This is a genomic window from Pseudomonas sp. TE6288 (assembly GCF_054062095.1).
Map to the genome: position 1 here is coordinate 199210 of NZ_JBSSEW010000013.1, position 11815 is coordinate 211024.

12 protein-coding genes are annotated in these 11815 nt (G+C 64.3%); 3 read left to right on the forward strand and 9 right to left on the reverse strand.

Annotated features, from left to right (window positions below; all coding sequences use genetic code 11):
• Position 1: 1 nt before the first annotated feature.
• Positions 2-928, reverse strand: coding sequence for a phospholipase BipL (gene bipL / locus ACVWY1_RS15765; RefSeq protein ID WP_457378483.1), 927 nt, complete (start codon positions 926-928; stop codon positions 2-4).
• A 125-nt stretch (positions 929-1053) separates the two neighbouring features.
• Here bipL and ACVWY1_RS15770 point away from each other — a divergent pair, with 125 nt between their 5' ends.
• Positions 1054-1611 carry a DUF6436 domain-containing protein gene (locus ACVWY1_RS15770; protein WP_277502290.1) on the forward strand — a complete coding sequence of 186 codons (558 nt, stop codon included), beginning with the start codon at positions 1054-1056 and terminating at the stop codon, positions 1609-1611.
• Here ACVWY1_RS15770 and ACVWY1_RS15775 read toward each other — a convergent pair.
• Complete coding sequence (locus tag ACVWY1_RS15775) at positions 1590-2156, reverse strand: sugar O-acetyltransferase (RefSeq protein WP_457378484.1); 567 nt, start codon at positions 2154-2156, stop codon at positions 1590-1592. The genes ACVWY1_RS15770 and ACVWY1_RS15775 overlap by 22 nt on opposite strands.
• Before the next feature lie 88 nt (positions 2157-2244).
• Between ACVWY1_RS15775 and ACVWY1_RS15780 the strand changes: the two genes are divergently transcribed.
• Together ACVWY1_RS15780 and ACVWY1_RS15785 are read left to right on the forward strand one after the other, a co-directional pair.
• The gene (locus ACVWY1_RS15780) at positions 2245-4608 is read left to right on the forward strand and encodes a penicillin acylase family protein (RefSeq protein WP_046853756.1); all 2364 of its coding nucleotides are present in this window, start codon (positions 2245-2247) and stop codon (positions 4606-4608) included.
• A 47-nt stretch (positions 4609-4655) separates the two neighbouring features.
• A complete protein-coding gene (locus tag ACVWY1_RS15785; RefSeq protein WP_457378485.1) occupies positions 4656-5474 on the forward strand; it encodes an alpha/beta fold hydrolase in 819 nt (272 codons plus the stop codon).
• Positions 5475-5593: 119 nt separating this feature from the next.
• On the opposite strand, the gene ACVWY1_RS15790 is transcribed toward ACVWY1_RS15785, so the two are convergent.
• The 7 genes from ACVWY1_RS15790 to ACVWY1_RS15820 all read right to left on the reverse strand — a co-directional run bounded on the left by ACVWY1_RS15790 (position 5594) and on the right by ACVWY1_RS15820 (position 11587).
• Positions 5594-6466 (reverse strand): transporter substrate-binding domain-containing protein, encoded by an 873-nt coding sequence (locus tag ACVWY1_RS15790; RefSeq protein ID WP_102684745.1) that lies wholly within the window; start codon positions 6464-6466, stop codon positions 5594-5596.
• Complete coding sequence (locus tag ACVWY1_RS15795; RefSeq protein ID WP_198755011.1) at positions 6463-7248, reverse strand: amino acid ABC transporter ATP-binding protein; 786 nt, start codon at positions 7246-7248, stop codon at positions 6463-6465. Before ACVWY1_RS15795 ends, ACVWY1_RS15790 begins: the two co-directional genes overlap by 4 nt.
• Entirely contained in the window at positions 7245-7904 is a 660-nt protein-coding gene (locus tag ACVWY1_RS15800) for an amino acid ABC transporter permease (RefSeq protein ID WP_430944041.1), read from the reverse strand. Before ACVWY1_RS15800 ends, ACVWY1_RS15795 begins: the two co-directional genes overlap by 4 nt.
• Positions 7885-8550 carry an amino acid ABC transporter permease gene (locus ACVWY1_RS15805; RefSeq protein ID WP_102684747.1) on the reverse strand — a complete coding sequence of 222 codons (666 nt, stop codon included), beginning with the start codon at positions 8548-8550 and terminating at the stop codon, positions 7885-7887. The genes ACVWY1_RS15800 and ACVWY1_RS15805 overlap by 20 nt, the downstream gene beginning before the upstream one ends.
• Positions 8551-9027: 477 nt before the next feature.
• Positions 9028-9813 carry a MetQ/NlpA family ABC transporter substrate-binding protein gene (locus ACVWY1_RS15810; protein WP_457378486.1) on the reverse strand — a complete coding sequence of 262 codons (786 nt, stop codon included), beginning with the start codon at positions 9811-9813 and terminating at the stop codon, positions 9028-9030.
• Positions 9814-9994: 181 nt separating this feature from the next.
• Positions 9995-10942, reverse strand: coding sequence for a sigma 54-interacting transcriptional regulator (locus tag ACVWY1_RS15815; RefSeq protein WP_102684748.1), 948 nt, complete (start codon positions 10940-10942; stop codon positions 9995-9997).
• Between the two features lie 63 nt (positions 10943-11005).
• On the reverse strand, positions 11006-11587 hold the full coding sequence (locus ACVWY1_RS15820) for an alpha/beta hydrolase (protein ID WP_111531976.1): 582 nt from the start codon (positions 11585-11587) through the stop codon (positions 11006-11008).
• Positions 11588-11815: the final 228 nt, after the last annotated feature.

The window sequence follows — 11815 nt, forward strand, 5'->3', positions numbered from 1 at the left end:
GTCAGTCCAGGCGCTGGCCGATGAACTCGAAGTAGCGCTGGCGGATGCCAGGCAGCTCGTTGGCCAGGTGGTGCCGCGCCTCAGGCAGCATGAGGATCTGCGGCTCTGCGAACTTGGCCTTGAGCACCTTGAGGTTGTACGGCCAATCTACCGTACCGTCCGCCTCGCCCTGCACGATCAGCGGCCGCCGCGTACTCCGGGGCGCGGCTTCGATGCGCCGGACCCACTTCATCAGCGCACCGACCCAGGCGGTCGGCAGGCGCCGTGGCTGTAGCGGGTCAGCTTCGAGAAAAGGCAGGAAGGCCGGGTCGTTGGTGTTTTCGCTGAAGCGCCGCTCGATGCCATTGACGAAGTGGCGCAGCACGCAATAGCTCAGCTTTGACCAGCGCCAAGCGCGCGGGCGCACCAGGGGGGCCAACAGGATTGCCTCGCCGTCGACAGGGCTGCTTTCGCCCTGGTGCAACAGATGGTCGACCACGATCGCCCCACCGGTGCTTTGGCCACAGAGATGCCAGGGCCGTGGCAGGTCGAGCAGGCGGGCCTGTTCGAACAACGCCTCGAGCACCTGCTGGTAGATGCTGAAATCATCGATGCTGGCCCGTTCGCCACTGGACAGACCATGACCTGGCAGATCGCAGCCGATCACGGCGTAGCCGCGCCCCAGGGCCCATTCGATCACATGACGGTATAGCCCCATGTGATCGTAGTAGCCATGCAACAGGAACAACGTCGCCTGTGGCCGTTCGGGCAGCCAGACCTGGCCGACCAGGTCGAAGCCTGCCACCCGGAAGCCGCCCAGCCAACTGTGTGCGGACATGCCCAGGCCGTAGAAGCCCTGGTAGGCCTGGCCCTGGGTGGACAGCAGGTGGCGATCGGCAAGGGGCGACAGGCTGGCGCGCAGCAGGTCGGGGTGGAAACTGGCGGGCATCGGTACATCCAGAGTGAAGCAAGTATTGATCTGCGATATTCAGCTCTGGGCCGCGTCATGGCAAGCTTGGCCCTCCTCCGACGAACAATGCGAGCCCGCTCCCACGAGCATCGCGCAAGGCCCCTATGGCGAAGCGACTTCTGATATTCCTTGCCCTGCTGCTCTGCGCTGCCACCGCCTGGTGGGCCTACGACAGCTTCCAGTCCCGCTACCTGCGTCCGTTCGACAACCAGGCCACCTTCTTCGACGGCAGCCAACTGAGCCTCCCAGCCGAGCTGGCCGGCCCGGGCCCGATCCGCGTGGTGCACTTCTGGGACCCGGCCTGCCCGTGCAATGTCGGCAACCAGCAGCACCTGGGCGAGCTGGTCGAGCACTTCGCGCCGCTCGGGGTCAGTTTCCATGTCGTGCAAAAGCCTGGCAGCCACGGCCAACTGCCGGCCAATCTGGGAACACTGAAGCCCCTGGCCAGCCTGCCCGGCAGCGAGCACCTGCCCGCCAGCCCCGCCGTGGCGATCTGGGACCACGACGGCAACCTCGCCTACTTCGGCCCCTACAGCGAAGGCGCGGTGTGCAACTCGAGCAACAGTTTCATCGAGCCGATCCTCAAGGCGCTGGCACAAGGGCGTCGGGTGCAGGCCTCGAATACCCTGGCGGTCGGCTGCTATTGCCCCTGGATCGATTGACGCACCCGCGCCGGATTACCCACCACCACCGCCCCGGCCGGCACATCCCGGGTCACCACGCTGCCGGCGCCGACCACGGCGTTATCACCGATGGTCACCCCCGGCAGGATGATCGCCCCGCCGCCGATCCAGACATTGTCGCCAATGATCACCGGCCGCCCGCTTTCCAGGCCGCTGCGGCGCAGCGCCGGGTCCAGCGGGTGGTCGGCGGTGTAGATCTGCACCGCCGGGGCGATCTGGCAGTCGGCGCCGATGCGCACTGGCAGCACGTCGAGGATCACGCAGTTGAAGTTCATGAAGGTGTTGGCGCCCACGCTGATGTTGTAGCCGTAGTCGCAGTGGAACGGCGGACGGATCACCACGCCTTCGCCCACGATGGCGAAATGCGCCTTCAACAAATCATGGCGCGTCTCGTTGGGTTGTTCGACGCTGCCGTTGTAACGGTGCATCCACTGACGGTTGGCCGCCTGCTCGGCTTGCAGCTCGGGGCAGCCGGCATGGTAGAGCTGGCCTGCCAGCATTTTCTGTTTTTCGCTGAGGGACATGGAAACTCCTTTCAGGGGGCTATGCTCAGTTCGCGAATCCGCCGATGATCGGACCACATTCTTTCGCTCGAGTGCACAAGGAGTCTCGATGAAGCGCAGCCTGACCTTGCTGGCGGTGGTGATCGCCGTGGCCGCCGCGGGCGGCGGTTACTGGTACGTGCAGGGCAAGCAGCCCCAGCGTGATGGCGAAGCGGCCATCAACGGCCTGCAGGCGCCGGTCAGCGTGCGCTTCGATGCCCGTGGCGTGCCGCACCTGCAGGCGCAGAACGAGCAGGACCTGTACCGCGCCCTGGGCTACGTGCAAGCCCAGGACCGTCTGTTCCAGATGGAGATCATGCGCCGTCTGGCTCGCGGCGAGCTGGCCGAGGTGCTGGGCGAGAAGTTGCTGCCCACCGATACCCTGTTCCGCAGCCTGCGCATTCGCGACCAGGCAGCCTTGATGGTGCAGCGCCAGGACCGCCAGTCACCGGCCTGGCAGGCGCTGCAGGCCTACCTGGACGGCATCAACCAGTGGCAGGCCAGCCACCCCAAGCCCATGGAGTTCGACCTGCTCGGCATCACGCCGCGCCCCTTTACCGCCGAGGATACCCTGAGCATTGCCGGCTACCTCGCCTACAGCTTCGCCGCCGCGTTCCGCACCGACCCGGCGCTGACCTACATTCGCGATCAGCTCGGCCCCGAGTACCTGAAGATCTTCGACCTCGACTGGCAGCCCGACGGCGCCGTGGCCACGCCGCTGGCCGCCGCCGACTGGCGCAGCCTGGAGCAGTTGGCGCGGCTCAGCCACGAGGCCCTGGGCGATGCCGGCATCCCGCAGTTCGAGGGCAGCAACGCCTGGGCCGTGGCCGGCAGCCATACCCGCAGCGGCCGGCCACTGCTGGCGGGTGACCCGCACATCAGCTTCGCGGTGCCGGCGATCTGGTACGAAGCCGAGTTGTCGGCGCCAGGCTTCAACCTGTATGGCTACTTCCAGGCGCTCAACCCGTTCGCCCTGCTCGGCCACAACCGCGACTTCGGTTGGAGCCTGACCATGTTCCAGAACGACGACGTCGACCTGATCGCGGAGCGGACCAATCCGCAGAACCCCGAGCAGGTGATGGTCGATGGCCGCTGGCAGTCGCTGGAAAAGACCGAGCAGAAAATCGCGGTCAAGGATGCGCAGCCGGCCAGCATCACCTTGCGCCGCTCGCCCCACGGCCCGATCGTCAACAGCGTGCTCGGCGACACCGCAGGCCCGACGCCCATCGCCATGTGGTGGGCCTTCCTGGAAACCGAGAACCCGATACTCGAAGGTTTCTACCAGATCAACCGCGCCGACACCCTGGACAAGATGCGCGAGGCGGCAAGCAAGATCCAGGCGCCAGGGTTGAACCTGGTATGGGCCAATGCCCGTGGCGACATCGGCTGGTGGGCGGCGGCGCGCCTGCCGATCCGCCCGGATGGCGTCAACCCGGCGTTCATCCTCGACGGCGGCAGCGGCCAGGCCGCCAAGCCGGGGTTCTACCCATTCAGCGCCAATCCACAGCAGGAGAACCCGGCCAGCGGCTATATCGTCTCGGCCAATTACCAACCACCGGGCGCACTGCCCGTGCCCGGCTACTACAACTTGGCCGACCGGGGACGCCAGCTCGATCGCCTGTTACGCGACCCGGACATCAAGTGGGACACCCAGAACAGCCAGGCCTTGCAGCTGGACACCAGCACCGACTATGGCCCGCGTACCCTGGCACCGCTGCTCGGCACCTTGCGCAACGTCGCCCAGGGCGACGAAGAGAAAGAACTGGTCGAGCAACTGGCGGCCTGGCGCGGCGACTACCCGCTGGACTCCACCAGCGCCACGCTGTTCAACCAGTTTCTCTACGAGCTGGCGTTCGCCGCCCTGCACGACGAACTGGGCGACACCTGGTTCCCGGTGCTGATAAGTACCCGTGCCATCGACGCCGCGCTGCCTCGCCTGGCTGGCGACCCTCAATCGCCGTGGTGGAATCTGCGCGGTAGCAACGAACACACCGATCGCAACGCCATCGTGCGCCTGGCCTGGCAGCGCAGCCTCAAGCACCTGCGCGAGACCTTCGGCAAGGATCCGGCCAGCTGGCAGTGGGGCAAGGCCCATACCCTCACCCATAACCATCCGCTGGGCGTGAAGAAGCCGCTGAACCTGTTGTTCAATGTCGGGCCGTACGCCGCGCCCGGGACCCATGAGGTGCCGAACAACCTGTCGGCGAAGATCGGCCCGGCGCCCTGGCCGGTCACCTACGGGCCATCCACCCGCCGCCTGATCGACTTCGCCGACGCCGGCGCCGCGCTGACCATCAACCCGGTCGGGCAGAGTGGCGTGCCGTTCGACCGGCACTATGGCGACCAGGCCGAGGACTACATCGAGGGGCGCTATCACAAGGCGCGGATGGGGGTGATTCCGGCGCAAAGCACGCTGCGGCTGGTGCCCAGATAGAAACCGGGGCCGCACAGCGGCCCTCTCGCAATCCATGAGGTCACGCAATGCAGAAACACTTCATCGAGATCGACGGAGCACGCATGAGCTATGTCGACCAGGGCCAGGGCTTCCCAGTGCTGCTGGGTCACAGCTACCTGTGGTCGTCCGCCATGTGGCAACCGCAGATCGACGCCCTGTCACGGCACTTCCGGGTCATCGTGCCTGAGCTGTGGGGCCACGGCGATTCCGCCGCTCCGCCCGCCAGCACCGTCGACATGGCTGCCCTGGCCCGCCAGCACCTGGCGTTGCTCGATGCCCTGGATATCCAGAAGTGCCACCTGGTCGGGCTGTCGGTTGGCGGCATGTGGGGCGCGCAGTTGGCCGTCGACCACCCTGAACGAGTCGACCGCCTGGTGCTGATGGACACCTACCTGGGCGCGGAGCCCGAGGCGACGCGGCTGAAGTATTTCGGTTTGCTGGATGCGGCAAGCAAGGCGGGAGCCTTTATCGATCCGTTGCTGGACGTCGTGGTGCCGATCTTCTTTCATGCCGGAGGGGAAACCGTGCCTGACGTGCGCGAGCAGTTCCGCGCCGGGCTGAAGGCGAGCACTGCCAAGACCATCCGCGAAAGCCTCGACCCCATGGGCCGGGTAATTTTCGGCCGGCCAGACCTGCTGGCGCGACTCGGTGAGCTGCCGGGAGAGCGGACCATCGTGCTCTGTGGCGACCAGGACATCCCAAGGCCACCGGCGGAGTCCGCCGAGATGGCGCAGTTGATTGGATGCCTGGCGGCACAGATTCCATTCGCCGGGCATATCTCCAGCCTGGAGAATCCGCAGGTGGTGAATGATTTCCTGTTGAACTGGTTACCGCGCAATTGCTGAGACCGAAAGGGGCTGCTTTGCAGCCCATCGCCGGCAAGCCGGCTCCCACATGGGCTACGCGGGTTCCTGTGGGAGCCGGCTTGCCGGCGATGGGCCGCACAGCGGCCCCGTTCAGGCGATCAGCCCTGCCAGTTGCCGCCCTCGACGATCACGCTCTCAGGCTTGGTGTCGTCGCTCAGCTCCTTGCGCACGTACTGGTCGTACAGCTTGAGCAGGAACTTCTCCTCGCCGAGCTTGGCCAGTTCGGCGTTCACCCAATCGCGCAACTCGGTATTGCCCTTCTTCACCGCCGGGGCGATCGGTGCTTCGTCACCCAACAGCTGTGGCAGCACGCGGTAGCCCGGGTTCTGCTTGGCCCAGCTAAACAGGATCAGGTTGTCCTGGGCATAGGCATCACCCCGACCGTTGGCCAACGCGGCCAGCGACTCGGTGTTCTTCTCGAACTTGAGCAGTTTCCAGTCCGGGTGGGTCTTGGTCAGCCAGATGTCGGCGGTGGTGCCGGTGGTGACGATGATGGTCTTGTCGGCCAGGTCGTCGAGCTTTTGCACCGAACTGCCGTCGGCGACGATGGCCTGCACCGCCACGCGCAGGTTGGGGTTGGTGAAGTCTACGGCCTCCTTGCGTTCCGGAGTGACGGTCATGTTGGCGAGGATAAGGTCGACCTTGTCGCTCTGCAGGAACGGGATGCGGCTGGCAGGCTCGACCGCGACGAACTCGACCTTGTTCTCGTCGCCCAGCAGGTCCTTGGCGAAGCGACGGCCGATGTCGGTGTCGAAGCCCACGTAGCGGCCGCTTTCATCGACGAAGCCGAACGGTGGCTTGTCGGTGAACACGCCGACGATCAGCTTGTCACGGGCCTTGATGGTTTCCAGGTAGCTGGTGGCCGGCGAGGCGGCGGCAGGCTTGGCCGGGTCTTCGGATTTGTTGCAGCCGGCCAGCAGGGCCAGGCCCAGCAATGGCGCGAGCAGTTTGGCGAACGGGGCAGTCTTCATGACAGTTCCTTGTGCAGTGGCTTAGACAGTGTCTTGGGCAGGCTTTCGACGAACGAGAATTTCTCCAGGAACTGCTGCGCGCGTGCGGTCTGCGGTTGAGTGAAGAAGCGCTCAGGGTGGTTCTGTTCAAGGATCCTGCCGGCCTCCATGAACACGATGCGGTCGGCCACCGCGCGGGCGAAGGCCATTTCGTGGGTGACGATGAGCAGGGTCATGCCTTCGCGGGCCAGACCCTGGATCACCTGCAGCACCTCCTTGACCATCTCCGGGTCGAGGGCGGCGGTGACCTCATCGAAGAGCATCACCTGTGGGTTCATGCATAACGAACGGACAATGGCGATGCGTTGCTGCTGACCACCGGAGAGCTGGCGCGGGAACGCGTCACGCTTGTCCAGCAGCCCTACCCGGGCCAGCAGAGCCTCGGCCTGGGCCTGGGCCTCGTGGCGTTCGCGCTTCTGCACCTTCAGCGGCCCCAGCAGCAAGTTGTCGATCACGCTCATGTGGCCGAACAGGTGGTAGCTCTGGAACACCATGCCGACCCGTTGGCGCACCTGGCGCCAGTCGGTGTCGGGGCCGAGCAGCTCCTGGCCGTCGAGGCGCAGGCTGCCGCCCTGGGCCTCTTCCAGGCCGTTGAGGCAGCGCAGCAGGGTGCTCTTGCCGCAGCCGCTGGGGCCGAGGATCACCACCACCTCGCCGGCCTGGACCTTGAGGTCGATGTCTGCCAGCACCTGGTGCTGGCCGAAGAACTTGTTGAAGCCTTGGAATTCGATCAATGGATTCATGCGTGGGCCCAGCGCCGCTCCAGCACACGGGAGGCGGCTGACAGCGGATAGCAGACAAGAAAGAAGAACAGGAACAGCGCGCCGTAGATCAGCACCGACTCGTAGGTACGTTCGATAATCTGCTGCCCCGCCTTGATCACTTCGACCACGCCGATCAGCACCGCCAGCGAGCTGGTCTTGATGATCCGCGTGTAGATATTGATGGTCGGCGGGGTCATGCGCTTGAGCGCCTGGGGCAGCAGCACATAGGCATACAGCTGCCAGCCGCCCAGGCCGATCGACAACCCCGCCTCGCGCTGCCCGCGTGGCAGCGACTGCAAGGCGCCGCGCACCACCTCGCCGACCTCGCTGGCGCCCCACAGGCCCAGCACCAGCACCGCGCACCAGAAGCTGGGGATGCTCAGGCCAAAGAAGATCGGCAAGCCGAAGAACACCAGGTACAGCCAGACCAGCACCGGAATCGCCCGGAACAGTTCCAGGTACACCTGCAGCAGGATGTTCAGCCAACGGCTGCCGAGGGTCGCCAGCACGCCGTAGAGCACGCCGCCCAAGGTGGCGAACAGGATGCCCAGGGCCGAGATCGCCAGGGTCTGCCCAGCGCCCGTGGCCAGTTGCGGCAGCGAAACCAGCAGCAGCTCAATGCCCGAACTGGCCATGTTGCAGCCTCCGTTCCAGGTAGCGCAGCAGCAGCGACAGCGGCAGGAAGATCAGCACGCAGAGCAGGGTCAGCACGGCGAGCATTTCGTAGGTCTTGTAGTACAGGGCGATGTAGTTCTTGGTGGTGTAGAGAATCTCCGGCACCGCCACCGCCGAAACCACGGTGGTTTCCTTGAGCAGGAAGACGAAATTGGCGAACAGTGCCGGCAGGCTGAGGATGCCGGCCTGGGGCAGGATCACATGGCGCAGCAGCTGGCCCTCGGAAAGCCCGATGGAGCGCCCGGATTCCAGTTGCGCCCGTGGCACGGCCTCGACCCCGGCGCGCAGTACCTCGGTGAGGTAGGCACCGCCCATGAACGTCAGGGTGATGATCGCGGCAGCGAAGCCGGATACCTTCACCCCCAGGCTCGGCAAGGCGAAGTAGACGAAGAACAGCTGGATCAGCAACGGTGTGTTGCGCGCCAGCTCCACATAGCCCTTGACCAGGCGCCACAGGTACGGCGTGCGCAACACCAGGATCGTCGCATTGAGCAGCGCCACCAGCAACGAGGTGACGATTGCGATCGCCCCGACTTGCAGGGTCACGCCAACGGCCTTGAAGAAGGCCGGCAGTGTGCTAAGCATGAAAGCAGTGTCGAAGCTCATGGAAAGGGCCTCGGCACGGGGTCACGAAGGTACGGCATGGGAAGGTCCAGGGTCGGCACGAGGGTAACTCGGCGTCATTTCACGAATAGTGGCGCTGTGCCGGTAAGCACGATTCCTAGACTCTAAAGGCATAAAAATATTTTTATAAATATCTTTATTGCATATCTATATCACCACCCCGTGACGTTCGGAAATTTCCTTCACTAGACGCGGATCTTTCCGAGGCTTTTCCCCTCCAAGGGATTTCAAACTGTGACTTGCACGGCCCATCACATTCAACAAGGAAGACAACGATGAACAGCCCCTGCTTGCCTGCTTCGAACGAACAACTGCTGTGGCTCCTGGCGCTGCGCCGGGCCCTGGCGACTCAACGCTGAGGCTTGCGCTGCACTACTCCAGACTGGCCTGCCCGTCAGCTCAGCACAAACAAAAACGCCGACGCAAAATGCGTCGGCGTTTTTCGTTCCAGGTCGCGTATCAGAACGCTGGCAGTACCGCGCCGCTGTACTTCTTCTCGATGAATGCCTTCACTTCCGGGCTGGTCAGCGCCTTGGCCAGCTTCTGGATCGCCGCGCTGTCCTTGTTGTCCGGGCGGGCAACCAGGAAGTTCACGTACGGCGAATCGCTACCTTCGATCACCAGGGCGTCCTTGGCCGGGTTCAGGCCGGCTTCAAGCGCATAGTTGGTGTTGATCATGTCCAGGTCGACCTGATCCAGCACACGCGGGAGCATGGCCGATTCAAGCTCCTTGAACTTGAGCTTCTTCGGGTTCTCGGCGATATCCTTCGGCGTGGCCAGGGCGTTCTTCGGATCCTTCAGGGTAATCAGCCCGGCCTTCTGCAGCAGCAGCAGGGCACGGCCACTGTTGCTGCCCTCGTTGGGGATGGCCACGGTCGAGCCGTCCTTCAGCTCGGCCAGGCTCTTGACCTTCTTCGAGTAGCCACCGAACGGTTCGACGTGCACGCCGATCACGGTCTCCAGGTGGGTGCCCTTGCCTTCGTTGAAGTTCTTCAGGTACGGCAGGGTCTGGAAGTAGTTGGCGTCCAGGCGCTTCTGGTCGACCTGCACATTGGGCTGGACGTAGTCGGTGAAGACCTTGATCTCCAGGTCCACGCCTTCCTTGGCCAGGGTCGGCTTGATCAGTTCGAGGATTTCGGCATGCGGCACGGGCGTGGCGGCCACCACCAGTTTCTCGGCGGCGTTGGCGAGGCCCGCGAACGACAGTGCGGCGGCCAGGGCGGTGGTCAGCAGGGTCTTTTTCATGGTGATCCTTGTTCTAAAGCTGGGCCATCGCAGATGGCGAGTCGGGTGCCCATCCGTTCGGGTGGGCGTGCAGCGGACAATACCGAGATTTTTTATTCCGGAACAATATCTTTTGATTAGCTGCTTATGCCAAAAACAAATGGCCATCACGCCCTTTGCTTATGAACGGCGGCAGACTGCTCTACGGCGAGCTTTTCCCCAGTCGTGCCAGCGCCGCGCCGAGCAGATCGCGCAGTTCGGCCAAGGTATCCGCCTCTCGACTGCCGCCTAGCTGCATGAGCTGGCGGGCCAGGCTGGCGAGGGGAGCGGTATCGGGCAGGTCGAGATGCGCGGGGAGGATTTCCTCGCCATCGCTGACCAGCAGGGCGAAGTGAATGACGTTCTCCAATTCGCGGGTATTGCCCGGCCAGGCATGCGCTTCGAGCGCCTGCTGGGCGGCCTCGCTGATGAGGGGAACCGGCCGATCCAGGCGCACGCTGTAGATCCCCACGAAGTACTCGGCCAACGGCAGGATATCGCCGACCCGATCACGCAGCGCCGGCAACTCCAGCTCACCTTCGTACAGGTAATGGTAGAGCCGCTCGTTGAAACGCCCCGCGCGCACTGCCAGCGCCAGGTCGATGCTGGACGCGGCCACCAGCCGCACATCGACCGCCTGCGGTTGCGTGGCGCCGACCCTGATCACCTCGCGATTCTCCAGGGCGGCCAACAGCTTGCCCTGGATCGCCAGGGGCAGGTCGGCGATCTCGTCCAGATACAACGTGCCGCCATTGGCCGAACCGAACCATCCGGCGCGACTGCTGGCAGTACCGCCCTGGCTACCGGCGCTGTAGCCGAACAGCTCGGCATCGGCATAGGTCGGGCTGATGGCCGCGCAGTTGACCGACACGAACAGGCCGCCCCGATCGCTGGCGCGATGAATCTGCCGGGCTAGCAGCTCCTTGCCAGTGCCGGTCTCGCCGCGAATCAGCACCGGCAACGGTTGTGGCGCCAGCCGCTCCAGGGCCTGGCGCAGCGCCTGGGAGCGCGGATCGACGAACACCAGCGCCTTGGCGCGGATGCTCAGTGGGCTCTTGTCCAGTTCGGGGAAGGTCAGCAGCGGCTGACCGAATGGTGTGTGAAATGTCATGGAATACTCCCGCCCCGGCCGCAAGCGGTCGAGGGATTCAGCTCAGTCGATGAAACCTGTGGATCAGGCGCGGCGCAGGGCGCGCTGGTCGACACGGGCCTGCAGCCGGTAGAGATAGGCAAAGCCTTGCTCCCAGCGCAGGTGCCCGGACTTGACGTTGATATGCCCGGCGTTGGCCAACAGCCCGGCTTCGGCGCCCCAGGCCTGCGCCAGGTACAACGCGCGCGGCACGCTCACCGCCGGATCGTTGTCGGAGCTGACCACTTGGCTGGGAAACGGCAGGGCCTGCAGGGGAATCGGCGCGAAATTGCGCAGGGCTGGCGCGCAATTCGGCCGCTCGACATCCGCCGGTGCCACCAGCAGCGCGCCGCGAACTCTTTGCTGCAGATCAGGGCTGGCCTGGGCGGCCCAGTGAGCGACCGTGATGCAACCCAGGCTATGGGCGATGAGAATCACCGGCGAACGCTCGGCGGCGATCGCCTGCTCCAATGCCTGAACCCAATCGCGCCGTTGTGGCGTGAGCCAGTCGCTCTGCTCGACCCGGGCGCTGTTGGGCAGGCTGCGCTGCCAGTGACTTTGCCAATGATTGTCTGGCGATCCTTGCCAGCCCGGCACAATCAGGTAACGAATCGACTCATTGCGCATGGGGACGCCTCCGGAAGTTTGCGTGCTTGGGTGCAAGTATAGGGAGGGGGTTATATTCGTAAAGGAATAAGAAGATATTTATTAATAACCAAAATACCAAAATGAAAGAGGCCTGGCTTCGCGCATAAAAAAAGGTTCTTCACGGATTGCCGGGAAAGTCATACTTGATCTTCATGAAAAAGAATTCGCTGTCCCGGTAGCCGTAAGCCATCCGCTTGATCACCTTGA